Source organism: Allobosea sp. 10L417 (assembly GCF_056395485.1).
In genome coordinates, this window is the sequence record NZ_JBFTJP010000002.1 from 674523 (window position 1) to 696943 (window position 22421).

The window sequence follows — 22421 nt, forward strand, 5'->3', positions numbered from 1 at the left end:
CGCGTTCAGTTCGTCGTCGCGACCTTGATCTCGCCCGGCTGAGGCGTGACGGCGACGCCGGGACGGACCATCGGATTGGCGTTGCCGCCGATGATGACCTTGTCTTCAGGCGTCAGACCGGAGCGGATGACCCTGAGGCCCTCGCTGATCGGCCCGAGCTCGACCGATTTCGGCACGACCTTGTTATCTGGCCCCACCGTCAGCACGATCTTGTGGGCCTGGTCCGAGGCGATCACGGTGTCGGGCACGAGCAGCGCATCGGCCTCGCCGGCGAAGAAGCGCAGGCGGCCGAACACGCCGGGCGTCAGGAACTGGTCCTTGTTGTCGAAAACGGCGCGGCCGCGGATCGTGGCCGAGCGTGCGTTCACGGCGTTGTCGACGAAGTTGACCTTGCCGCGGCGGCCCCATTTGGTCTCGTCCGACAGCTTCACTTCGACAGGCACGCCGGCATCCTTGTCCGAGCCGCTCCGCAGGCTGGCCATGCGGGAGTAGCGCAGGAAGTCGGCTTCCGAGACATCGAAGGTGAAGTAGATCGGCGAGACGGCGACGATGGTGGTCAGCAGCGTGGCGCCTGACTGGCCGCCGGCGATCAGGTTGCCCGGGTCGACGCGGCGGTTCGAGATGCGCCCGGCAAGCGGCGCGCGCACCTCGGTCCATTCGAGGTTGAGCTCGGCGTTCTTGAGATTGGCCTCGGCTCCCTGCAGGGAGCCGACCGCGCTGTTGAGGTTGGCGCGGCGCTGGTCGACGTCGCGGGCCGTGATCGTGCGGTTCTGGGTCAGGCCCTCGGCGCGATCGACCTCGTTCTGCGACAGCTCGACCTGCGCCTTTGCGCGAGCGACCTCGGCGCGCGCCACGTCGACGGCCAGTTTGTAAGGCCGCTGATCGATGGTAAAGAGCAGATCGCCCTTCTGGACGAGCGAGCCGTCGGGGAAGTGCACGCTGTCGATGAAGCCGGAGACGCGGGCGCGGACTTCCACCTGTTCGCTCGCTTCGAAACGCCCGGTGAACTCATCCCAGTTGGTGATGCGCTTGGCGAGAGGGGGCGCGACCTGAACCGGAGGGGCCGGCGGAGCTCCCTGGGCGGCAGCGTCGAACGAGGTCAGGCCGGTCGACGTGGCAACAGCGGTGAGCACCAGGCCGATGAAACGGCTGCGTGACATGACGGAACTCCGAATGACGGGCCTGCGCAACATAGCGGATTTTGCGGCCTTTGGCGCAAAAAGGGATGATGACTGACGAATGTCAAGATCCATCACCCGTCAATTTGCGCGATATTGCGCCACATAAATCATATTCCTGCCATTTGGTTGCAGGAGCGCAACGGCACTGCACCATGCAGCCGAGTTTCAGGGCAGGCCTGCGAAGCAACGGACGCTTGCCGCAAGCCCGCCGACATCGTAACGCGTAGGCGACCATTTCAGCCGGAAGATCACAGATGAATGCGCATGCCCGCCCCGCCGACCCGAAGAAGCTGATCAAGGGCGCGACTGGTGATTGGGAAGTCGTGATCGGCATGGAAATCCATGCCCAGGTCACCTCCAATGCCAAGCTGTTCTCCGGCGCCTCGACCGGTTTCGGTGCCGAGCCGAACGAGCATGTCAGCCTTGTCGACGCTGCCATGCCCGGCATGCTGCCGGTGATCAATGCCGAATGTGTTCGCCAGGCCGTGCGCACCGGCCTCGGCCTGAACGCGCAGATCAACAACCGCTCGGTCTTCGACCGCAAGAACTATTTCTATCCGGACCTGCCGCAGGGCTACCAGATCAGCCAGTACAAGAGCCCGATCGTGGGCGAGGGCGAGATCGTGGTCGATCTCTCGACGACCGAGCAGATCACCGTCGGCATCGAGCGGCTGCATCTCGAGCAGGATGCCGGCAAGTCGATCCACGATCAGCATCCGACGATGAGCTTCGTCGATCTCAACCGCTCGGGCGTGGCGCTGATGGAGATCGTCTCGAAGCCGGACCTGCGTTCGTCGGAAGAGGCGAAGGCCTATGTCTCGAAGCTGCGCACCATCCTGCGCTATCTCGGCACCTGCGACGGCGACATGGAGAAGGGCAACCTGCGTGCCGACGTGAACGTCTCCGTGCGCAAGCCGGGCGACGCTCTCGGCACGCGCTGCGAGATCAAGAACGTCAATTCGATCCGCTTCATCGGCCAGGCGGTCGAGACCGAGGCGCGCCGCCAGATCGGCATCATCGAGGATGGCGGCACCATCGACCAGGAGACACGCCTCTACGATCCCGGCAAGGGCGAGACGCGCTCGATGCGCTCCAAGGAGGAGGCGCATGACTACCGCTACTTCCCCGATCCGGACCTGCTGCCGCTCGAATTCGACGACGCCTTCGTCGAGAGCCTGAAGGGCGCGCTGCCCGAATTGCCCGACGCCAAGAAGGCCCGTTTCATCGCGGATTACGGGCTCTCGCCTTACGACGCCTCGGTGCTCGTCGCCGAGCGCGACCAGGCGGATTATTTCGAGGCGGTGGCGAAGGGACGCGACGGCAAGGCTGCGGCGAACTGGGTCATCAACGAGCTGTTCGGCCGCCTCAACAAGGAAGGCCAGGACGTCACGACCTCGCCGGTCTCGGCCGCCCAGCTCGGCGGCCTCGTCGACCTGATCGGAGAGGGCGTGATCTCGGGGCGCATCGCCAAGGATCTGTTCGAGATCCTCTGGACCGAGGGGGGCGAACCGCGGGCGATCGTCGAGGCTCGCGGCATGAAGCAGGTCACCGACACCGGCGCCATCGAGAAGGCGGTGGACGATCTGATCGCCGCCAATCCCGACAAGGTCGAGCAGGTCAAGGCCAAGCCGACCATGCTGGGCTGGTTCGTCGGTCAGGCGATGAAGGCCTCGGGCGGCAAGGCCAATCCGCAGGCGCTGAACGAGATCCTGAAGAAGAAGCTCGGCATCGAGTGAGTTGGATGCGGGAGCGCCTGTGGGCGCTCCCGCCTTTCCGGCTCAGCCGCAGTCCGGGCATGTCTGCAGCAGGACGCCGCCGGCCTGCTTGCGCAGCTTGCGGGCGGAGTCCTTCGCGTCGGCGACGATCTTGGCAACGTCATAGCCCACCAGGCGCCCGGCGCGCTTGACGATGCGTCCGTCGATCATGACCGTATCGACATTGGACGGATCGGCCGATTGCACGATCGTGGTCTCGATCTGGCCGAGCGGCGCCATGTTGAGGTCGCTCGTCCGCAGCAGGATGATGTCGGCCCGCTTTCCGGGGGTGAGGGAGCCCGTGACATCGCCCAGGCCGAGGCTGATCGCGCCGTTGATCGTGGCCATCCGGATCACCTCGGCAAACTCGATCGGCTTCTGGCCGGCCGATGGCGTGCCCTGCCAGGGAACGCCGAGATTCCAGGTCGTGCGCATGATCTCGAACATATTCGGCGCGCCGATCAGGCTCGCGTCGACCGAGAGCGACAGCATCACGCCGGCCTTGCGCATGAGCATGAGAGAAGCACGGTAGTCACCGGCGCGCCCCAGCCGCATTTCCGATATCGTCGCAAAGCTGAGAGGCGTTTTCGTCCGCGCCAGGACTTCGAAATCCGCCTCGGTGCCGGGCACATAATGGCAGAACAGGAAGTTGGGCCCGAGATAGCCGCGCTGCTCGAAATCGGCGGCATTGTTGAGGTTCGGCGGCGATTGGCCGGCATGGGTCGCTACGCGCAGGCCGTTCTTCAGCACCCATTGCATCTCTTCGTGGAAGGTCTCGGGCTTGCTCGGACCCATTCCGCGCAGGTTGACCGCGAAATGGACGAGCCCGTCCATCTGTGAGCCGGCGCCGAACCACTTGTCCCGCGTGCGCAGGATATCGTCATAGGCGAAGGGCTTGCTGGCATCCAGCAGATCGGCATGCCCGTAGGCGAAGCGCGCCCGAAGCAGCGAGTCGCGATGCGCCGTCAGCTCGGCATCGGCATGGGCGGCCGAGCGGGTATTGTTCGACCAGTTATGGACCGTGGTGACGCCGTTGTTGGCGAGCTCGGCCAGCCCGAGCATGACGCTGTTGTAGCCGTCCTGCGGCGAGAGGTATGGAGAAATGGCGTTCTTCGCGGGAAAGTAGCTGAAGCCGTTGTCACCCGGAAAGTTGCGACCGAGCGCGCTCCACATGTGGTAATGCGTATCGATCAGGCCGGGCATAACGATCATATCGCTGGCGTCGATGATCTCGGCTCCGGGTGCCTCGATCCCCTGGCCGATCCTTTCGATGACGCCCTCGCGGACCAGGACGTCTCCTTTCGGCAGCGTGCCGAGCGAGGGGTCGACGGTCATGACCGCGCCGTTGCGGATGAGGTACGTGCCGCGCCGGATATCCGGCCGGTTTGAGGAGATGCTTTGCGCTCGGGCGGACCCGATGATGGCAGGCGATACGATCTCGGTGCAGGTCAAAGCCCCGAGGGTCAGCCCCCGGGGTGAATGTGCGTCTCGTCAGCTTCATATTGCGAAATCCCCTCTTCGGCCATTTGGCCTGTTGCTGTTTCCCTCCTCAGCGCCCTCCCGGCGTTGGATATCGGGGCGGCCGTCTCAAGCCGCTTCCGTGGTCTTGTCGACCATTTCTTGCCCGTCATCCCTGGGTGGAGTGGTTAGTGTTGCGGGCGGCTTCTGAGCAATTGACGATCTTGTGAAATCGATCAGGAGTTCGATTGCATCATCAACGCGCTGGCGCCCTCCAAAGATCAGAACCAAGTCGCTCTCTGCGGCCGCGTGTCGCCTGTCGCGCAGTCGGCCCTCTGACCTATGCGAGCGGGATTTCGGCCTGTTGCTGTTCCAGCGCGGGACGGTCCGCATGCGAAGAGCGCGATCGCTTGTCGACACTCCGTCCGTGCCCATGCGAAAAAGCTGGTTCGCACGTCTTCTCGCGATGCTCTAGGCTCCCGCTGCGCAGGCGATTCCCGCGACGTGGCGTGAAGGCCTGGCGCGTCTGCGAAGGAATGCCCCGTGACGCCCGCAGGTCTCGTCATTCGCGATACCGAAGCCGCCGATGTCCCGGCGGTCAGGGCGCTTTTGGTCGAGACCTGGCATGCCACCTATGACGGCATCTATGGCTGGCAGCGCGTCGCCGAGATCACCAATGCCTGGCATTCGCTGGAGAACCTGCGCAGCCAGCTCGGCCGCGACGAGGGGATCTTCCTCGTCGCGTTGATCGGCGAGGAGGTCGTCGCCACCGCCTCGGCACGGCAGGAGCGCGATGGCGCGGCCCTGCTGACGCGGCTCTACGTCCTGCCGGTCTGGCAAGGCGTCGGCATCGGGCGGACGCTGCTGCAGGTCGCGCTCGCCTGCTTTCCGAAGGCGCCGGTCGCGCGCCTGGAAGTCGAAAGCCAGAACGAGCCGGCCATCGCCTTCTACGAGCGCATGGGCTTCTTCCTGCAGCGGCAGGCGCGCTTCGACGGCCGCGACGACACGCCGAACACGCTGCTGATGGCGAAGCGCCTCTTCGTCGAGTAAGCCCATCCGCCGCCACGATTGACCGCCACAGCCTGAGCCGAAAGCCGAAGCGATGACCCGGACGCCTGTCTCCGCCGCCGAAATAACCATTCGCCGCGCCCTTGCGGCCGATGTGGCCCGCATTGCCGAACTCATCATGCTCGGTGCCGCCGCGCCGACGATGACACCGGAGGAAATCCGCGCCGAGGCGCAGCATCCCGGCTATGCCGAGGCCTTCGCCGAGATCGATGCCAGCAAGGACAATGCGCTCTTTGTCGCCGAGCGGGCGGGCGCGGTCGTCGGCACCTTCCAGGTCACACTGATCCCCGGGCTGATCGCGCGCGGACGCAGGCGCGGCAAGATCGAGAGCGTCCACGTCGCGCCGGAGAGCCGCGGCCTCGGCATCGGAGCCGTGATGATCAGGCACGCACTCGCCTTCGCCGAAGCAAGCGGTGTCGGGCTGATCGAGCTCAGCTCGAACAAGTCACGCATCGATGCCCATCGCTTCTACCGCAACCTCGGCTTTGACCAGAGCCATGAGGGTTTCAAGAAGCAGCTCGGAAGCTGAAAAGGTTACACGCCGACAGCACATGGCGCGGTCGCGTCGGGGGCAATCCCTTGCCCCTTCCGGGCGTGCGGTGCCGCCCCTAAATTCGCTTCCGAGGCCTCACGCCAGGAAGGAAGAGACTGATGTCCGAAGCGCCCGCCAAGCCGATCGACCTCTATTACTGGCCGACGCCGAACGGCTGGAAGATCACCATCATGCTCGAGGAATGCGGGCTACCCTACAACATCGTTCCCGTGAACATCGGCAAGGGCGACCAGTTCAAGCCGGAATTCCTCGCCATCTCCCCGAACAACCGCATGCCGGCGATCGTCGATCCCGACGGACCGGACGGCAAATCGATCTCCGTCTTCGAGTCGGGTGCCATCCTGCAATATCTCGCCCGCAAGACCGGCAAGTTCTATCCGAAGGATGAGCGCGCCCGCGTCGCGGTCGATGAATGGCTGTTCTGGCAGATGGGCGGCTTCGGCCCCATGCTCGGCCAGACCCATCATTTCCGCATCTATGCGCCGGAAAAGATTCCCTACGCGATCGAGCGCTATACCAACGAGGCCAACCGGCTCTATGGCGTCCTCAACAAGCGCCTCGAAGGCCGCGACTACATCTGCGGCGAATACTCCATCGCCGACATGGCCTGCATCGGCTGGGCGCGTGGCTGGGAGAAGCAAGGGCAGGATCTCAGGCAGTTTCCGAATGTCGCGCGTTGGCTGGAAACCATGCAGGCGCGTCCCGCCGTCCAGCGCGGGCTGAAAGCGGCGGAAGAGCTGCGGAACCCCGCGGGCATCAGCACCCCCGAAGAAAAGGCGATCCTCTTCGGTCAAAGAGCGCGCTGAGCCAAGTGCGCTCCTTTCGTTGAAGCGAAGGCGTCATGGTCGGGCTTGTCCCGGCCATCGACGTCTCGGCAGATCGAAAGCAGCGTTCAAGACGTGGATGCTCGCCACAAGGGCGAGCATGACGGCAGGGCTCAGTTCGCCCGATTCCACTTCACCGAGCGGCAGATCAGCCCGCCCATGACGCAGCCCGCAGTGGTGAGGGAATTGCCCGAGAGCGTCATCGTGCCGGAATAGGTCTTGCCGTCCTCCGGGTTGAAGGCGCTGCCGCTCCATTTGTTCTCGCCGTTCGGCTTCATGTCGTAGAAGATGCGCTGGCCGACCTTGGCCGGCCCGTTCTGGTCCTTGAGCCAGGAGAGCGAGCCGCAGAGCGCTTCGCCGCATTTGCTGAAGCGCACGCGCGAGGCGCCCGTATCACGCTCCCAGAGGCCGACGACTTCCTGGGCGTTTGCCGTCGCGACGCCTGCCAGCAAGCCGAGCGCGGCCAGCGCCGCGCGCTTCGATCCGGTCCCGTCCTTCATCCGATCCTCCTTCGTCCGACCAGCTATGACTGCATGGTTCAGATATGAACTATATCGGCGTTTCAGCATTGCTCAAGCTGCCGCTACGGAAAGCGGTTTCGGCGCTTGCTTCGCGCAAGGTGAATCGAATCTCAATACGGCGTGTGGAGATCGGTCGTCAGGTCTTTGAAATCGTTTCCGTTTTCGGGATTGCGAGGTGAATTTTCGGTTGCTTTAACCAGACGATTACGTCTCGTTGAGACTCGATTCATCGCAAAATTTAGCTCGCATTTTAAAGGTCGGGCCCAGTCTCGCAGTCATCGGCCGGGGCCCTGGAGGGGTGGCTGGCACAAAGACAAGAGGGTGGTGTCATGGCACGCATGGAGATGAGCGCAGTCCCCGCTTCCCTGGTGATCCCGGCGGAGGTTTCGGCCGAGGCCTATTGCGAGCTCGGCCTCATGCATGCGTCGGGGCGGGCAGGAGCCGTCGATCTCGTCGTGGCGCAGAAGTGGTTCAACGTCGCCTTTGCCCGTGGCTCTGCCCGGGCGGCGGCGCATCGGCAGGAGCTGGCGCTTGAGATGACGCGTGAGCAGATTGCCGAAGCGCTGCGGGAAGCCCGCGCCTTCCTCACGCGGCACTGAGAGCAGCACGGCCACGAGCCTTGTGGGGCCGGGAGGCGGCAGCTATAAGCGCGCCGCATTCCCCTTTTTTGCACCCCATCCAAGGATCTCTCGATGGCTGTCCAGCGTACCTTCTCCATTCTCAAGCCCGACGCGACGAAGCGCAATCTCACCGGCGCGGTCAACGCGGTCATCGAGAAGGCCGGCCTGCGCATCGTCGCGCAGAAGCGCATCCAGATGACCAAGGCTCAGGCCGAGACCTTCTACGCCGTGCACTCGGCGCGCCCCTTCTTCGGCGAGCTCGTCGAGTTCATGACCTCGGGTCCGGTCGTCGTGCAGGTGCTGGAAGGCGAGAATGCCATCGCCGCTTATCGCGACGTGATGGGCGCCACCAACCCGGCCAACGCCGCCGAGGGCACCATCCGCAAGCTCTTCGCCCTGTCGGTCGGCGAGAACACCGTGCATGGCTCGGACGCTCAGGAGACGGCGGCGGTCGAGATCGCCCAGTTCTTCTCGGGCAACGAGATCGTCGGCTGAGCGCAGCCGCCAGTCGATTGCGAAAGCAGAAAGGCGGCCCGGTCTTCGGGGCCGCCTTTTTCTTTGGAGCTGCCGGTCGGACCCGCCAGGCCGGCCCGACGCTCGCCGCCTATCAGAGACCGAAGGAGTAGTTCGTCCCGGTATCGAAGGAGTAGCTCGCGGACAGGCCGATGGTGATCGAGTCGCGCGAGCCGAACGGCCTGACGATCGGAGAGCGTGCGGCGTCGCCGACGAGGTGCTGGTACTCGACATAGGCCGTCGTCTTGAGCTGATCAGACCAGCTATAGGTCAGCTGTGCCAGCGCGCCCACGGTGTGGACGCCGGCGTTGAAGCGCTGCAGGAAGCCGCCCGTGCCGGGCATCGCGCCATAGGTGCCGAAATAGGTCCGCACGTAGTCGGCGGACGCGATCCGCATGCGCGGCCCGGCGCCCAGCGTCCAGGKGCCGATCGTCGAGAAGGCGTCGAGCTTGAAGTCGGCGACGACGCCGTCATGGGCGACGATGCCGCGGCGCACATCGACACGGCCGCGCAGCCAGGAGGTCGGGTAGAATTCGACGAAGCCGCCGGCCTCGGCGCCGAACTTGGTGGCAGGCACGGCGACGAGCGCAGGATTGACCTTGGCGTTGCGCTTCCAGAGCAGATCGCCCGAGAAGCCGATGCGCCAGCCCTGGCCGGAGAAGACGCCGATGCTCAGCATCGCATCGTCCTCGGCGCTCCACCATGTGCTCTTCAGGCCCTTGCCCAGCGAGATGATCGGCCGGGCGCGAAAGACGTAGTCGTCAGAGCCCGTGTAGTCCGGCTGATAGCGCACGCCGGCGCCGAGCGTCAGGTACCAGTTCTGGGCCGGCTGGGGCGAGGTGAGGGTCGAATAGTCTCTCGACTGTGCCTGGGCGCCGCCGGGCAGGGAGAGGGAAAGGCAGGTCGCCAGACCAGCCAGATACGCAACGCAACGCATAGTCCAGAACTCCGACGCGACAGTGCGTCCGAACGATTGAATGAGGGCAATCTGAGGGAAGGGGATTAATGCGCGGTTAAGGTGAGTTTTTCGTTATCTCAGGAATATCAACATGTTGGATCAAAGCTGGCTTTCTTTTTGCCGGTCTGGTCCCCAAGGGGCGCCTGCGGCCGGGCTGCGAAGCGGTCACGGTCCGAGGTCGGGAACCGGTCGTTAATCGATCGCCGCCAGAGTGGGCGCACGCATCGGAGGGCTCCGGTGCCCCGAGGTCGCAGGAGGCGGCGATGATTATGCAAGTGGCGATCGTCTGGCTGCTTTGCGCCGCTATTTTTCTCGAGCTGGCGGACCGGGCGCCGGTCATCGACGAGCCGGAATTCGGAATCGAACCCGGCGTCCGGTCGGTTACTGGCGACACTCAGTCGGAAAACGTCGCAGCGGAAGCACTATCCTTGAAAACCGCAGTAAACGACCGCGCGTCCTCTTGACGTTGACCTAGCTCTATGGCCATGCCGAAACATGGGCGCAGCATGGTGATCGCGACGTGCCCGGTTCTCGAAGGGCAGACGAAATCATGATGATGCGGCGGATGGGTGCGGTCGTGCTGGCCGGTGGATTGTCGCTCCTGGCAAGCGTCTCGGCCTATGCCGCTAGCAGCTCGACGGCGCTGCCGCCGCCGGATCCGACCGCGAAGAACCTCACCCCATACATGATCCAGCTGCGCGCCTTCGACGCCTGCCTGATCACGCAGTCGCAGCTCCTGGGCACGACCCGCGAAGCCGTGCATACCCCGTGCAGCTGCTATGCCAAGGGCACGGTCAGCGCCATGACCAAGGACGAGATCCAGGCGTTCCGAGATACCGGCTATTTCAACGATTCGGCCCGCGAGAAGGGCCTGCGTTTCATCGACCAGTGCAAGTTGAAGCGGCCGTTCTGAACGGCGGTCCGGCTTTCTAGTGGCGTCATTCTCGGGCGAAGCGAAGCGCAGACCCGGGAAACTCGATCTGAAGGAGGCGCAGGAGCCTCATCCGATGAGAGATGCTCGGGGCAAGCCCGAGCATGACGGCCGTCCCGTTCGGCGCTTGTTCCGTCTCCCGCCTTGCTGCTGACACGCTCCTGACAGAAGCTGTCACCGTGGCTGGGCCATGGTGCCTCAGCTACGAGGCCGGGTAGGGAGACGACGCCGTGCAGCGCGCCGAACGATTGCTCGACATGATTCAAAGCCTGCGTCGCCGCAGGCGCCCCGTGACGGCCGAGACGCTGGCTTCCGAGCTCGATGTCTCCGTGCGTACGGTCTATCGCGACATCGGCGCGCTGGTGCGCCAGGGCGTCCCCGTGCGCGGCGAGGCCGGCATCGGCTATGTGCTCGACGCCGGGTTCGACCTGCCGCCATTGATGCTCTCGCCAGACGAGATCGAGGCCGTGCTGGTCGGCATGCGCTGGCTGAGCGAGCGTGCCGACCCGGTGCTCGCGCGCGCTGCCGAGGACGTGGTCAGCAAGGTCGCGGCGGTGCTGCCGCCGCATCTGCGGCCGATCCTGCTCGATGGCGCCTTGTTCGCGGCGTCCTACCCGGGCGACGTGCCGGTCGATCAGGTCGATGTCGCCGCCGTGCGCGCCGCCATCCGCAACGGCCGCAAGCTCTCGATCCACTACAGCGACGAGAGCGGCCATGCGACACAGCGCATGATCTGGCCGATTGGCATGACCTTCTACGAGCGTGTGCGCATCGTCGTTGCCTGGTGCGAGCTCCGGCAGGCCTTCCGCCATTTCCGCACCGACCGCATGACTGGCCTCGTCGCATTGGAGGAGCGCTACCCCGCCCGCCGCGCCGACCTCTTCCGCCGCTGGCAGAAGGAGGAGGAGAGGGCGCGCGAGGAGTGGGAACGCTGCAAGCGCGAGGGCGGGGACGATCAGGCCCGGATGACGACGTCGCCCGCCAGCCTGGCGCGGCCGGACGCGACCTCCGCCAGCGCCGCCGGATAGAGCTTATGCTCTTCGACGAGGACGCGCTTGGACAGCGTCTCCTCGTCATCGTCGGGCAGGACCGGCACCTTCGCCTGCAGGATCACCGGCCCGGCGTCGAGTTCCGGCACGACGAAATGCACCGAGCAGCCATGCTCGCTGACGCCGGCTTCGAGGGCCTGTCGGTGCGTGTGCGTGCCCTTGAACAGCGGCAGCAGCGAAGGGTGGATATTGATCATCCGCCCTTCCCAGCGCGTCACGAACCAGGGCGTCAGGATGCGCATGAAGCCGGCGAGCACGACCAGATCGATCTGGTTGACGCGCAGGAGTTCGTCCATGGCGCGTTCGAACGCCTCGCGATCCCGGCCAAAGGGGCGATGGTCGATCGTCGCCGTGGCGATGCCGAAGCCGCGGGCCCGGTCGAGCCCGGCGACGTCGGCGATGTTGGAGATGACCAGCGCGATCTCGGCCGGATAGCCCGGCGCCTGCGCTGCTTCCGCAAGCGAAACCATGTTGGAGCCGCGCCCGGAGATCAGCACCCCGACGCGCTTGCGGGCGTTAGCCGTGCTCACAGCGAGAGCTTGCCGCGATAGCTGACCTGCTCCTCGCCGGCAGCGACCGGCACGATCTCGCCGAGCTTCACCGGCGCCTCACCGGCAGCCTTCAGCGCCGCGAGAACCTCATCGGCCTTGTCGGCCTGCGCGGCGACGATCATGCCGATGCCGCAGTTGAAGGTGCGCAGCATCTCGCGCTCGGCGACGCCGCCGATCTTGGCGAGCCAGCCGAAGACCGGCGGGACCGGGATCGCCGGCAGATCGAGCGCCACGCCGAGGCCTTCGGGCAGCACGCGGGGGATGTTGTCGGGGAAGCCGCCGCCGGTGATGTGGGCCAGCGCCTTGATGCCGTCGGTCGCCTTCAGTGCCTGCAGCAGCGGCTTCACATAGATGCGGGTCGGCTCGAGTAAGGCTTCTGCGAGTGTCTTGCTGCCGTCGAACGGGGCGGGGGCCTCCCAGCCGAGGCCGCTGAGCGCCACGATGCGGCGCACCAGCGAATAGCCATTGGAATGCACGCCGGAGGAGGGCAGGCCGAACACCACGTCGCCGGGCTTCAGGTCTTCGCGCGGCAGCAGCGTGCCGCGCTCGGCCGCACCGACCGCGAAGCCGGCGAGATCGTAATCCTTCTCGGCATACATGCCGGGCATTTCGGCCGTTTCGCCGCCGATCAGCGCGCAGCCGGACTGGCGGCAGCCATCGGCGATGCCGCGCACGATCTCGACGCCCACCTTCGGGTCGAGCTTGCCGGTGGCGTAGTAGTCGAGGAAGAGCAGCGGCTCGGCGCCCTGGACGATGAGGTCGTTGACGCACATCGCGACGAGGTCGATGCCGATGGTCGAATGCAGTCCGCTCTCGATTGCGATCTTCACCTTGGTGCCGACACCGTCATTGGCCGCGACCAGGATCGGATCGTTGAAGCCGGCGGCCTTGAGGTCGAACAGCCCGCCGAAGCCGCCGATCTCGGCGTCCGCGCCCGGCCGGCGCGTGGCGCGCACCAGCGGCTTGATCTCGTCGACCATGGCATTGCCGGCGTCGATATCGACGCCCGCCTGCGCATAGGTCAGTCCGTTTGCGCCGGGCTTGCTCATTGCGTTCCGCCTTCCTTGCATGCTCGCGGGAGCGATAGGCAAGCAAGCTGCGGCTGGCAAGGCGTTTGGGTGGTTTTGTCGCTTTCTCACCAGCAACTGCCGTCATCCCGGGTCGGCGCGGCTTCGGCACTTGTCCAGGATGACATCGGAGGTCGGGTGAACGACGCATGGCTGGCATCGTGTCGCGCCATGAGCGAAGCTGCCGCCATGACGATCCCGAACCTGATCACGGTTGCCCGGCTTTTCCTGGTGCCGCTCGTCATCGTCATGATCGTGAACGCGCGTTGGGAGGCGGCCTTCATCATCTTTGTCGTCGCCGGCATTTCCGACGCTGTCGACGGCTTTCTCGCCAAGCATTGCGGCATGGCGAGCGAGCTCGGCGCCTATCTCGACCCCATCGCGGACAAGGCACTGATCGTCTCGATCTACATCACGCTGGCGGTGGTCGGCGCGATCCCGGTCTGGCTCGTCATTCTCGTCGCGGCACGCGACATCATGATCGTGGCGGCGGTGCTGCTCTCGTGGCTGCTCGCCCGTCCGGTCGCGATGGCGCCGTTCCTCGTCAGCAAGCTCAACACGGCGGCGCAGATCGCCTTCGCGGCGCTGGCGCTCGGCTCGCGGGCCTTCGGGATCGATCTCGGTCCGGCGGCCGTGGTCGGCGAACTCGTCGTCGCCGTGTTGACGCTCGCCTCGATGGCGGCCTATCTCGCCTTCTGGCTGCGCCACATGGCGGGCTGACGAGATTTCACACGCGGCCGGCGCTTGGAACTGCGGCTTTCCGTGCACATTTGTCCCATTCCGCTGGTCCGATAGGCGAAAGAGGCTGATCGATGACGTTGCAGCGCCAGATCGGCTTTTGGCTGGGCTCCCTCCTGGTCTTCATCCTCCTGCTCGTGCTCCTGCGCGATATCCTGCTGCCCTTTATCGCGGCGCTGGCGCTCGCCTATCTGCTCGATCCCCTGGCAGACCGGCTGGAGCGGATGGGGATGAACCGGCTGACCGCGACGATCGTCATCCTGATCGTTTTCCTCATCATCTTCGTGCTGGCGCTGGTGCTGCTGGCGCCGCTGCTCGGCCGGCAGCTAGCCGGGCTGGTCGACAGGCTGCCTTCCGACGCGGCCAAGCTGCAGGCCCTGGTGATGGAGAAGGGTTTCCCCTGGCTTGAACGCCTCGGCGCCGGGAAGCTGCAACAGGAAGCGCAGAATTCGCTGGGCAACCTCGTCGGCGAGGCGACCAAATGGGTCGGTGGCCTGCTGCAATCGCTCTGGAGCGGCGGCACCGCCATCGTCGGCGTGTTCTCGCTGCTGGTCCTGACGCCGGTCATCGCCTTCTATCTGCTGGTCGATTGGGACCGGATGGTCGCGACCGTCGATAGCTGGCTGCCGCTCGATCACCGCGACACCATTCGCAGCCTGCTGCATGAGATGGATCGCGCCATCGCCGGCTTCCTGCGCGGCCAGGCTCTCGTCTGCCTGCTGCTCGGAACCTTCTATGCGATCGGGCTCAGCATCGTCGGCGTGAATTTCGGCGCGCTGATCGGCATCATCTCGGGCTTCCTGTCCTTCATTCCCTATGTCGGCTCGCTGACCGGGCTCGTGCTCTCGGTCGGTGTGGCGATCGTGCAGTTCTGGCCGGACTGGACCTGGCCGCTGGCAACGCTCGGCGTCTTCCTTGCCGGGCAGTTCCTCGAAGGGAACATCTTCCAGCCGAAATTCGTCGGTGACTCCATCGGCGTGCATCCGGTCTGGCTGATGTTCGCGCTGCTTGCCTTCGGCTCGCTCTTTGGCTTCGTCGGCCTGCTGCTGGCGGTGCCGCTTGCGGCCGTCATCGGCGTGCTCTGCCGCTTCGCGCTGCGGCAATATCTCGCCAGCAACCTCTATCACGGTGTCGGTGCCAGGCGTGCAGCCCGAGCGAAGTCCAGCGCCGACGCCGAACTCTGACATACGCATGAACGAAGTGCCCCCACGCCCGCGCCAGCTCGCTTTCGACCTGCCGGTCGACAGCCGTCACGGCGTCGAGGATTTCCTGATCGGCCCGTCCAACGAGGCCGCCTACGGCCTGGTCGAGCGCTGGCCGCAATGGCCCGATGCCTGGCTGCGTCTCACCGGGCCGGAAGGTGCGGGCAAGACCCATCTCGCCGCGATCTGGGCCCGCGTCGCCCATGCCTGGACGATTCGGGCCGCGGAGCTGACCGAGGCCAAGGTCCCGCACCTTGTCTCCGGCGGGGCTCTCGTCGTCGAGGATTGCGATGCCGGTCCGCTCGAAGAGGCCGCGCTCTTCCACCTGATGAACGCGATGAAGGCGCGCGACGGACATCTGCTGCTGACCGCGCGCAAGGAACCCGACTTCTGGGGCCTGCGCGTGCCGGATCTGCTGTCGCGCCTCAGATTGGCGCCGGGGGCCACGATCGAGCCGCCCGATGACGGGTTGCTGCGGGCGCTCCTCGTCAAGCTCTTCATTGATCGCCAGCTCGTGGTCGACACCGCGGTCATCGAGACGCTGGCGCTCAGGATGGAGCGCTCTTTCGCTGCCGCGCGGCAGGTGGTGGACCGCCTCGATCGCGTCGCGCTGGAGCGCGGCCGGCGCGTCACGCGCCCGCTGGCACAGGAGGTGCTGTCGGAATTGTTTCCGGATGAGCCCGGCTGAAAGAGAGCGTGCTTGCGGAGCGGCCGTGCCGTCATACGAAATCATGTCGCCCGTCATCGAAACGTCACGCTAGGATGGCTTCAACGGCGCTATGGGCGGAAAGACAATCAGGACACGGGTGAATCACATGACTCTCGAAGCCGTGACCGTCGAGCCGGAGAAGCTCTCCAGCGAGGCCGATGTTGCGCCGCTGCGTCAGCAGCCCGAGCGCTTCATCAACCGCGAGCTGTCCTGGCTGCAGTTCAACCGCCGTGTCATGGAGGAGGCCTCGAACCGCAGCCACCCGCTGCTGGAGCAGCTGCGTTTCCTTTCGATCTCGGCGAATAATCTCGACGAGTTCTTCATGGTCCGCGTCTCCGGCTTGCGCGAGCAGCTCAAGGCCGGCGTGGTCACGCCGAGCCAGGACGGTCTCACCCCGGCCGAGCAGCTCGTCGCGATCGGCCAAGCAGTTTCGGCCCTTACCGACGACCAGCAGGCGCGCTGGGCGGAACTCCGCCACGATCTGCATGAGAATCGTATCCACCTGCTGCAGCCGGGCGATATCGGCTCGCAGGACAGGATCTGGCTGGAAGACTATTTCCTCAACTACGTCTTCCCGGTGCTGACGCCGCTGGCGATCGATCCGGCGCATCCGTTCCCGTTCATCCCGAATCTCGGCTTCACCGTCGCGCTGGCGCTGGAGCGCAAGAGCGATGGGCGCCAGCTCGACGCGCTGATCCGCGTGCCTGTGAAGATCGACCGCTTCATCGAGCTGCCCGATCTTGCCCGCGAGGGGTTGCATCGCTTCATCACGCTTGAGGACGCGGTTTCGCTGTTCATCAGCAAGCTTTTCCCCGGCTACGAGGTCAAGGGCACCGGCTCCTTCCGCGTCATCCGCGACTCCGATCTCGACATCGAGGAGGAGGCGGAGGACCTCGTCCGCGTCTTCGAGACCATGCTGAAGCAGCGCCGGCTCGGCGTCGTCATCCGGCTCGAGGTCTCGACCGGTATGCCCGACCATCTGCGCCGGCTGATCGTGCGCGAACTCAAGGTCGATGCCGACGAGATCGTCGAGGTCAACGGCATGATCGGCCTGAACGAGCTCTCGCAGCTCGTCGGCGTCGACCGGTCGGACCTGAAGTTCAAGCCCTACAACGCCCGCTTCCCCGAGCGCATCCGTGAACATGGCGGCGACTGCCTCGCTGCGGTCCGCCAGAAGGACCTGCTCGTCCACCACCCCTATGAGAGCTTCGACGTCGTCGTGCAGTTCCTGCAGCAGGCGGCACGCGATCCCAATGTCGTCGCGATCAAGCAGACGCTCTACCGCACCTCGGCGAACTCGCCGATCGTCAAGGCGCTGACGGAAGCCGCAGAGGCCGGCAAGTCTGTGACGGCGCTGGTCGAGCTGAAGGCGCGCTTCGACGAAGAGGCCAACATTCGCTGGGCGAAGGAGATGGAGCGCGCCGGGGTCCAGGTCGTCTATGGCTTCATCGAGCTCAAGACCCATGCCAAGCTCTCGCTCGTTGTTCGGCGGGAAGCCGGGCAGCTCGTCAGCTACTGCCATATCGCGACCGGCAACTACCACCCGATCACGGCCCGCATCTACACCGACGTCTCCTTCTTCACCGCCGATCCGGTGATCGCGCAGGACGTCGCGCGCATCTTCAATTTCATCACCGGCTACGCTGAGCCGGCTGGGTTGGAGCGCATGGCGGTCTCGCCGACAAGCCTCAAGCAGCGCCTGCTCGACGACATCGCCGAGGAAGTCGCCCATGTAAAGGCCGGCCGCAAGGGCGCGATCTGGGGCAAGTGCAATTCGCTGGTCGATCCCGAGATCATCGACGCCCTCTATGACGCCAGCCAGGCAGGCGTGGAGATCGACTTCGTCGTGCGCGGCATCTGCTGCCTGCGGCCGGGCGTGCCCGGCCTGTCGGAGAAGATCCGCGTCAAGTCGATCATCGGCCGCTTCCTCGAGCACACGCGCGTCTACGCCTTCGGCGCTGGGCACGGCATGCCTTCGCCCAAGGCCAAGATCTACATTTCCTCGGCCGATCTGATGCCGCGCAACCTCGACCGCCGGGTCGAGGCGCTGACGCCGATCCTCAATCCGACCGTGCATCAGCAGTTGCTCGATCAGATCATGCTGGCCAACCTGCTCGACAACGAGCAGAGCTGGACGATATTGCCCGATGGCGGCTCGCGCCGCATTGTCCCCGCGCCGAACGAAGAGCCGTTCAACGCGCATAAGTACTTCATGACGAACCCGAGTCTGTCCGGACGTGGAAAATCGCTCTCGAATTCAAGTCCCCGTTCCCTCTCGCGCCGGGGAGGCCGTAAGGCCTGAGCTCCGGCACGCGCCGGGGCGGCTTGCGCTCTCCGACACCATCGCCATCGTCGATATCGGTTCGAACTCGGTCCGTCTCGTCGTCTACGAGATGCTGGCGCGGGCGCCATCGCAGGTCTTCAACGAGAAGGAGATGGCCGGTCTCGGCCGGCAGGTCGCCACGACCGGCCGGTTGGCGGAGGACGCGATCGAGAAGGCGATCCAGGCCCTCGTGCGCTTCCGGATCCTCTGCGAGGCGATGCATGTCGGCGAGCTCCGCGTCATCGCGACCGCCGCCGCGCGCTATGCCGAGAACGGTCCGGAGTTCATCGCCCGCGCCGAGGAGGCGATCGGTCAGCCGATCGAGCTGATCTCGGGCGGCCGTGAGGCGATTCTCTCGGGCCTCGGCGTGATCTCTGGTTTTGATGCCCCCGATGGGGTCGTGGGCGATCTCGGCGGTGGCAGCCTGGAGCTGATCTCCGTCAAGAAGGGAGCCGTCGGGAAGGGTGCCAGCGTCCCGCTCGGCGGCCTGGCTCTGCTTGATCGCTCGAAGGGCTCGATCCGATCAGCCGAGAAGATCGTGAAGGACGAACTCGACAAGCTGCCGCAGCTCGCCGCCATGAAGGGGCGCGATTTCTTCGCCGTCGGCGGCACCTGGCGCGCTTTGGCGACCTTGCACCAGCGCCGTGTGAACTACCCGCTAAACGTGATGCATGGCTACGCGATCCCGCCCAAGGACGCGGCCGACTTCGTCAAGCTGGTCGAGCGGGCCGATGCCTCGGTGCTCGACGCCATCGATTCGGTCTCCTCGGCGCGCCGGCCGCTGCTCGCCTATGGCGCGCTGGTGCTCGACGAACTGATCAAGCGCGGCAAGCCCCGCAGCATCGTCATTTCGGCGCAGGGCGTGCGCGAGGGGCTGCTGCACGAGCAGCTCTCGCCGCAGGAACAGACCTCCGATCCGCTGCTGCAGGCCGCGCGCGACTACAATCTGCTGCGTGCGCGCGATCCGCGCCACGCAGCAGATCTCATCGCTTGGGTGGGCGGAATTCTCGAAACGGCGGGGCTCGCGCAGGACGAGCCCTCCGGGCGCCTGATCGAGACCGTCTGCCTGCTTTCCGATATCGGCTGGCGCGCCCATCCCGATTATCGCGGCGAGCAGAGCATGAACGTCATTGCCCATGCCTATTTCACCGGCATCGACCATGTCGGCCGGGCCTTCCTGGCGATGGCGATCTTCCATCGCTATGCCGGGCTGAAGGCCAGCTCTCCGGCGGCGGAAGGCCTGAAGACGCTGCTTCAGCCGCCGCTTCTCGCGCGTGCGACGCTGATCGCCGCGATCTTCCGCGTCGCCTATCTCTTGTCGGCGGGGATGGCCGGCATCCTGCCGCGAATTCCGGCGACCTGCGTCGATAACCGCCTGCTTCTGCGCTTCCCGGGCGATCTCGCCTCCTTGTCCAGCGAGCGCGTCGAGGGCCGCCTCAAGCAGCTCGCCAAGCTGCTCGGGCGCGATTTCGAGATCGGCCGGCTCTGAGGCGCCGTCGCGGCGGCTTCAAAACGCATCTTTGTCATTCCGGGGCGCGCCACAGGCGCCAACCCGGAACCCAGGACTGGGTGAGATATAGGTGTTCGGTTGTGAGCCGCGTCCAGGTTCCGGGTTCTTCGCTACGCGAAGCCCCGGAATGACAAGCAGTGCGCCGGTTTACCCAACCGCGCGTAGTCGCGCGAAGCCCGCGTCGAGATCGACCTTCAGGTCGTCGATGTCTTCGAGGCCGATATGGATGCGGATCGTCGGCCCCTTGAAATCGGGCTTGGTCGCGGTCCGATAGTCCTTGCAGTCGAAGGGCAGGACGAGGCTCTCATAGCCGCCCCAGGAGGCGCCGATGCCGAACAGGGTCAGCCCGTCGAGCATCGCACCGACCGCCTTCATCGAGACGGGCTTCAGCTCGATGGTGAAGAGCGATGAGGCGCCGGTGAAGTCGCGCTTCCAGATCTCGTGCCCCGGCGCACCCGGTAGGGCAGGGTGGAGGACGCGGGCGACCTCGGGGCGCTCGCTCAGCCATTCGGCCATGGCGATGCCGGCCGGCATCTGCTCTTTCAGGCGTACGGCCATGGTCCGCATGCCGCGCAGCGTCAGGAACGCGTCTTCCGGCGCGACGATCAGCCCGAGCTGATTCCAGGCTGCGCGCAGCTTCTTGAACAGGTCCGGCGTCCGCGCCGAGACGGTGCCGATCAGCACGTCGGAATGCGCCGCGTAATATTTGGTGCCGGCCTGCACCGAGTAGTCGACACCGAATTTATGGGCATCGAAGAAGAGCGGCGTCGCCCAGGTATTGTCCATCGCGACCAGGATGTCGCGTGCCTGCGCTGCCGCGACGATGGCCGGGATGTCCTGCATCTCGAAGGTCTGGGAGCCCGGCGCCTCGGTCCAGACGGCCTTGGTGTTCGACTTGAAGAGCTTGGCGATGTCGCCGCCGATCAGCGGGTCGTAATAGCTGACCTCGACGCCCATGCGCTTGAGGAACGTGTCGCAGAAGATGCGTGTCGGACGGTAGACGCTGTCCGTGACCAGCACATGGTCTCCGGCAGAGAGCATGGTCAGGAAGGCGAGCGTGCAGGCCATCAGCCCTGAGGGTGTGACGACCACGCCGGACCCGCCCTCGATCGTGTTGGCCGCGGCCATGAACGCGTCGAGCGTCGGGTTGCCGTCCGTGCCGTAGGTGTAGCGCGCCTTGCGGACCAGGAAGTCCTCGGTGTTCGGGTAGACGACCGTCGAGCCTCGTACGATAGGCGGATTGACAAAGCCGTAGCTATCGCCCGGGTCGCGTCCGGCCAGCACGAGGCGTGTCCGCTCGCCAAGGCGCGCAAATTCAGGAGAAGACAGCTTTTTCATGGAAACAGCGGGTCTCGAAGGCAGGAAAATGCAGTCGGGCTTGACCACACCCCCCAAACTCGCATGTGATGTATGCGGCGAACAAGGGGCGCCGGGGGCGGATGGCGGTTGCTTGACGCTCATGGGTCGCTCTGGCAATCGACTCGGCAACGGGGGCGTCGCGCAATCGCAAGATGAATCGAGCAGCGAAAATGCTGCCGGCGGCGAGACCAGGATGGCGTTCGGCGCGAGCCGGAAACGTGGCTTCAATGGGAGATTACCGATGAAAAAGTTTCTAGCAGCCGCCCTCGCGGCAGGAATCGGCTTGGCGATTTCCGCGACCGCGGCTTCGGCCCAGGCGACGCTCGCGCAGGTCAAGCAGCGCGGTATCCTGAATTGCGGCTCGAACACGGGCCTCGCGGGCTTCGGCGTTCCCGATGCGCAGGGCACTTGGAAGGGGCTCGACGTCGATCTCTGCCGCGCCATCGCGGCGACGATCTTCAACGACCCTAACAAGGTGAAGTTCATCCCGCTTTCGGCCAAGGACCGCTTCACCGCTCTCCAGTCGGGCGAGATTGACGTGCTCGTGCGCAACTCGACCTGGACGATGACGCGCGATGCCTCGCTCGGCCTGCTCTTCACCGGCGTCAACTACTATGACGGCCAGGGCTTCATGGTCCGCAAGAAGCTCGGCGTGAACTCGGCTCTGCAGCTCTCGGGCGCTTCGGTCTGCACCCAGCAGGGCACCACCACCGAGCTCAACCTCGCCGACTATTTCCGCGCCAACAACCTGAAATACGAGGTCGTGGCCTTCGCGAGCTCTGACGAGACGGTCAAGGCCTATGACGCTGGCCGCTGCGACGCCTTCACCACCGACGCCTCGGGCCTCTATGCCGAGCGCCTGAAGCTCACCAATCCGGACGACCACATCGTCCTGCCGGAGATCATCTCCAAGGAGCCGCTCGGCCCGTCCGTCCGCAATAACGACCCGCAGTGGTTCAACCTGGTGAAGTGGGTCCACTTCGCCATGCTGAACGCCGAAGAGCTCGGCGTCACCCAGGCGAATGTCGACCAGCAGCTCAAGGCCGACAATCCGGAGATCAAGCGCCTGCTCGGCACCGAGGGCAAGTTCGGCGAGCAGGTCGGCCTGACGCCGGATTGGGTCGTGCGCATCGTCAAGCACGTCGGCAATTACGGCGAATCGTTCGAGCGCAACGTCGGCCAGGGTTCGCTGCTCAAGATCGCCCGCGGTCAGAACGCGCTCTGGACCAAGGGCGGCCTGCAATACGCTCCGCCGGTTCGCTGATGCATTCGCGGGGCGCCGGGTAGACCGGCGCCCCGTTTTGTCTTGCGGCCTGCGAGCGGCCGCCTCCGCGCCGTGAGCCGCTCTCGAAGCGTTTCGCGGCGTTCCTGTCTCGGCCGTGACAGGGGGCGAATCTGCAGTTTGCCAGGCACTGCCTCGCGTTGACGGGATTGTTCGTTGACGAGGCGATGTCGGGCGCGCACAGATTCCAAAACCGCGCGTGACGGAACGAAGCGCGGTTGGTCCGGGATTTGCTGTTCGGGTTTTTGCT

At 65.3% G+C, this 22421-nt stretch carries 23 protein-coding genes; 16 read left to right on the forward strand and 7 right to left on the reverse strand.

What is annotated here, in order from left to right:
• Positions 1-5: 5 nt before the first annotated feature.
• Entirely contained in the window at positions 6-1160 is a 1155-nt protein-coding gene (locus AC1DE3_RS09325) for an efflux RND transporter periplasmic adaptor subunit (protein ID WP_441511323.1), read from the reverse strand.
• A 275-nt stretch (positions 1161-1435) separates the two neighbouring features.
• Here AC1DE3_RS09325 and gatB point away from each other — a divergent pair, with 275 nt between their 5' ends.
• Positions 1436-2917, forward strand: coding sequence for an Asp-tRNA(Asn)/Glu-tRNA(Gln) amidotransferase subunit GatB (gene gatB, locus AC1DE3_RS09330; protein WP_441511324.1), 1482 nt, complete (start codon positions 1436-1438; stop codon positions 2915-2917).
• A 42-nt stretch (positions 2918-2959) separates the two neighbouring features.
• On the opposite strand, the gene AC1DE3_RS09335 is transcribed toward gatB, so the two are convergent.
• Complete coding sequence (locus AC1DE3_RS09335) at positions 2960-4270, reverse strand: amidohydrolase family protein (RefSeq protein ID WP_441511325.1); 1311 nt, start codon at positions 4268-4270, stop codon at positions 2960-2962.
• Between the two features lie 666 nt (positions 4271-4936).
• Here AC1DE3_RS09335 and AC1DE3_RS09340 point away from each other — a divergent pair.
• From AC1DE3_RS09340 to AC1DE3_RS09350, 3 genes are all read left to right on the forward strand, one after another.
• The gene (locus AC1DE3_RS09340) at positions 4937-5443 is read left to right on the forward strand and encodes a GNAT family N-acetyltransferase (protein WP_441511326.1); all 507 of its coding nucleotides are present in this window, start codon (positions 4937-4939) and stop codon (positions 5441-5443) included.
• 52 nt (positions 5444-5495) lie between these two features.
• Positions 5496-5990, forward strand: coding sequence for a GNAT family N-acetyltransferase (locus AC1DE3_RS09345; RefSeq protein ID WP_441511327.1), 495 nt, complete (start codon positions 5496-5498; stop codon positions 5988-5990).
• A 122-nt stretch (positions 5991-6112) separates the two neighbouring features.
• Entirely contained in the window at positions 6113-6820 is a 708-nt protein-coding gene (locus AC1DE3_RS09350; protein ID WP_441511328.1) for a glutathione S-transferase N-terminal domain-containing protein, read from the forward strand.
• A gap of 131 nt (positions 6821-6951) precedes the next feature.
• On the opposite strand, the gene AC1DE3_RS09355 is transcribed toward AC1DE3_RS09350, so the two are convergent.
• The gene (locus tag AC1DE3_RS09355) at positions 6952-7338 is read right to left on the reverse strand and encodes a DUF2147 domain-containing protein (protein WP_441511329.1); all 387 of its coding nucleotides are present in this window, start codon (positions 7336-7338) and stop codon (positions 6952-6954) included.
• 44 nt (positions 7339-7382) lie between these two features.
• Between AC1DE3_RS09355 and AC1DE3_RS09360 the strand changes: the two genes are divergently transcribed.
• The 3 genes from AC1DE3_RS09360 to ndk all read left to right on the forward strand — a co-directional run bounded on the left by AC1DE3_RS09360 (position 7383) and on the right by ndk (position 8474).
• Positions 7383-7538, forward strand: coding sequence for a hypothetical protein (locus tag AC1DE3_RS09360; protein ID WP_441511330.1), 156 nt, complete (start codon positions 7383-7385; stop codon positions 7536-7538).
• A gap of 150 nt (positions 7539-7688) precedes the next feature.
• Positions 7689-7958 (forward strand): sel1 repeat family protein, encoded by a 270-nt coding sequence (locus tag AC1DE3_RS09365; protein ID WP_441511331.1) that lies wholly within the window; start codon positions 7689-7691, stop codon positions 7956-7958.
• Between the two features lie 93 nt (positions 7959-8051).
• Positions 8052-8474 carry a nucleoside-diphosphate kinase gene (gene ndk / locus AC1DE3_RS09370; RefSeq protein ID WP_441511332.1) on the forward strand — a complete coding sequence of 141 codons (423 nt, stop codon included), beginning with the start codon at positions 8052-8054 and terminating at the stop codon, positions 8472-8474.
• A gap of 112 nt (positions 8475-8586) precedes the next feature.
• Here ndk and AC1DE3_RS09375 read toward each other — a convergent pair whose 3' ends face one another.
• Positions 8587-9429 carry a MipA/OmpV family protein gene (locus AC1DE3_RS09375; RefSeq protein WP_476852322.1) on the reverse strand — a complete coding sequence of 281 codons (843 nt, stop codon included), beginning with the start codon at positions 9427-9429 and terminating at the stop codon, positions 8587-8589.
• Between the two features lie 284 nt (positions 9430-9713).
• Here AC1DE3_RS09375 and AC1DE3_RS09380 point away from each other — a divergent pair, with 284 nt between their 5' ends.
• The 3 genes from AC1DE3_RS09380 to AC1DE3_RS09390 all read left to right on the forward strand — a co-directional run bounded on the left by AC1DE3_RS09380 (position 9714) and on the right by AC1DE3_RS09390 (position 11409).
• Positions 9714-9914, forward strand: coding sequence for a hypothetical protein (locus AC1DE3_RS09380; protein WP_441511334.1), 201 nt, complete (start codon positions 9714-9716; stop codon positions 9912-9914).
• Positions 9915-10000: 86 nt separating this feature from the next.
• Positions 10001-10363: a hypothetical protein gene (locus AC1DE3_RS09385; protein WP_441511335.1), complete on the forward strand. Its 363-nt coding sequence runs from the start codon at positions 10001-10003 to the stop codon at positions 10361-10363.
• Between the two features lie 248 nt (positions 10364-10611).
• A complete protein-coding gene (locus AC1DE3_RS09390; RefSeq protein ID WP_441511336.1) occupies positions 10612-11409 on the forward strand; it encodes a helix-turn-helix transcriptional regulator in 798 nt (265 codons plus the stop codon).
• On the opposite strand, the gene purN is transcribed toward AC1DE3_RS09390, so the two are convergent.
• Together purN and purM are read right to left on the reverse strand one after the other, a co-directional pair.
• Complete coding sequence (purN, locus tag AC1DE3_RS09395) at positions 11337-11900, reverse strand: phosphoribosylglycinamide formyltransferase (RefSeq protein ID WP_441511533.1); 564 nt, start codon at positions 11898-11900, stop codon at positions 11337-11339. The two genes, AC1DE3_RS09390 and purN, sit on opposite strands and share 73 nt — an antisense overlap.
• A gap of 56 nt (positions 11901-11956) precedes the next feature.
• The gene (gene purM, locus AC1DE3_RS09400) at positions 11957-13030 is read right to left on the reverse strand and encodes a phosphoribosylformylglycinamidine cyclo-ligase (protein WP_441511337.1); all 1074 of its coding nucleotides are present in this window, start codon (positions 13028-13030) and stop codon (positions 11957-11959) included.
• A 207-nt stretch (positions 13031-13237) separates the two neighbouring features.
• Here purM and AC1DE3_RS09405 point away from each other — a divergent pair, with 207 nt between their 5' ends.
• From AC1DE3_RS09405 to ppx, 5 genes are all read left to right on the forward strand, one after another.
• On the forward strand, positions 13238-13768 hold the full coding sequence (locus AC1DE3_RS09405; RefSeq protein ID WP_441511534.1) for a CDP-alcohol phosphatidyltransferase family protein: 531 nt from the start codon (positions 13238-13240) through the stop codon (positions 13766-13768).
• Positions 13769-13860: 92 nt separating this feature from the next.
• Entirely contained in the window at positions 13861-14970 is a 1110-nt protein-coding gene (locus AC1DE3_RS09410) for an AI-2E family transporter (protein ID WP_441511338.1), read from the forward strand.
• A gap of 7 nt (positions 14971-14977) precedes the next feature.
• Positions 14978-15676: a P-loop NTPase family protein gene (locus tag AC1DE3_RS09415; RefSeq protein ID WP_441511339.1), complete on the forward strand. Its 699-nt coding sequence runs from the start codon at positions 14978-14980 to the stop codon at positions 15674-15676.
• A gap of 127 nt (positions 15677-15803) precedes the next feature.
• Entirely contained in the window at positions 15804-17999 is a 2196-nt protein-coding gene (locus AC1DE3_RS09420; protein ID WP_441511340.1) for an RNA degradosome polyphosphate kinase, read from the forward strand.
• Complete coding sequence (gene ppx / locus AC1DE3_RS09425; RefSeq protein ID WP_441511341.1) at positions 17935-19509, forward strand: exopolyphosphatase; 1575 nt, start codon at positions 17935-17937, stop codon at positions 19507-19509. Before AC1DE3_RS09420 ends, ppx begins: the two co-directional genes overlap by 65 nt.
• Positions 19510-19677: 168 nt before the next feature.
• Here ppx and metC read toward each other — a convergent pair whose 3' ends face one another.
• A complete protein-coding gene (metC, locus tag AC1DE3_RS09430; RefSeq protein WP_441511342.1) occupies positions 19678-20868 on the reverse strand; it encodes a cystathionine beta-lyase in 1191 nt (396 codons plus the stop codon).
• Between the two features lie 262 nt (positions 20869-21130).
• Here metC and AC1DE3_RS09435 point away from each other — a divergent pair, with 262 nt between their 5' ends.
• The gene (locus AC1DE3_RS09435; RefSeq protein WP_441511343.1) at positions 21131-22153 is read left to right on the forward strand and encodes an amino acid ABC transporter substrate-binding protein; all 1023 of its coding nucleotides are present in this window, start codon (positions 21131-21133) and stop codon (positions 22151-22153) included.
• The last annotated feature ends 268 nt before the right edge of the window (positions 22154-22421 follow it).

Coding starts and splice junctions, on each gene's coding strand:
- AC1DE3_RS09325 (WP_441511323.1), bottom strand. CDS start 1,160: ATGTCACGCAGCCGTTTCATCGGCCTGGTGCTCACCGCTGTTGCCACG.
- AC1DE3_RS09420 (WP_441511340.1), top strand. CDS start 15,804: ATGACTCTCGAAGCCGTGACCGTCGAGCCGGAGAAGCTCTCCAGCGAG.
- AC1DE3_RS09385 (WP_441511335.1), top strand. CDS start 10,001: ATGATGATGCGGCGGATGGGTGCGGTCGTGCTGGCCGGTGGATTGTCG.
- purN (WP_441511533.1), bottom strand. CDS start 11,900: ATGGTTTCGCTTGCGGAAGCAGCGCAGGCGCCGGGCTATCCGGCCGAG.
- AC1DE3_RS09345 (WP_441511327.1), top strand. CDS start 5,496: ATGACCCGGACGCCTGTCTCCGCCGCCGAAATAACCATTCGCCGCGCC.
- AC1DE3_RS09405 (WP_441511534.1), top strand. CDS start 13,238: ATGACGATCCCGAACCTGATCACGGTTGCCCGGCTTTTCCTGGTGCCG.
- AC1DE3_RS09355 (WP_441511329.1), bottom strand. CDS start 7,338: ATGAAGGACGGGACCGGATCGAAGCGCGCGGCGCTGGCCGCGCTCGGC.
- purM (WP_441511337.1), bottom strand. CDS start 13,030: ATGAGCAAGCCCGGCGCAAACGGACTGACCTATGCGCAGGCGGGCGTC.
- ndk (WP_441511332.1), top strand. CDS start 8,052: ATGGCTGTCCAGCGTACCTTCTCCATTCTCAAGCCCGACGCGACGAAG.
- AC1DE3_RS09365 (WP_441511331.1), top strand. CDS start 7,689: ATGGCACGCATGGAGATGAGCGCAGTCCCCGCTTCCCTGGTGATCCCG.
- AC1DE3_RS09410 (WP_441511338.1), top strand. CDS start 13,861: ATGACGTTGCAGCGCCAGATCGGCTTTTGGCTGGGCTCCCTCCTGGTC.
- AC1DE3_RS09435 (WP_441511343.1), top strand. CDS start 21,131: ATGAAAAAGTTTCTAGCAGCCGCCCTCGCGGCAGGAATCGGCTTGGCG.
- AC1DE3_RS09360 (WP_441511330.1), top strand. CDS start 7,383: ATGAACTATATCGGCGTTTCAGCATTGCTCAAGCTGCCGCTACGGAAA.
- AC1DE3_RS09350 (WP_441511328.1), top strand. CDS start 6,113: ATGTCCGAAGCGCCCGCCAAGCCGATCGACCTCTATTACTGGCCGACG.
- AC1DE3_RS09335 (WP_441511325.1), bottom strand. CDS start 4,270: ATGACCGTCGACCCCTCGCTCGGCACGCTGCCGAAAGGAGACGTCCTG.
- AC1DE3_RS09415 (WP_441511339.1), top strand. CDS start 14,978: ATGAACGAAGTGCCCCCACGCCCGCGCCAGCTCGCTTTCGACCTGCCG.
- gatB (WP_441511324.1), top strand. CDS start 1,436: ATGAATGCGCATGCCCGCCCCGCCGACCCGAAGAAGCTGATCAAGGGC.
- metC (WP_441511342.1), bottom strand. CDS start 20,868: ATGAAAAAGCTGTCTTCTCCTGAATTTGCGCGCCTTGGCGAGCGGACA.
- AC1DE3_RS09380 (WP_441511334.1), top strand. CDS start 9,714: ATGATTATGCAAGTGGCGATCGTCTGGCTGCTTTGCGCCGCTATTTTT.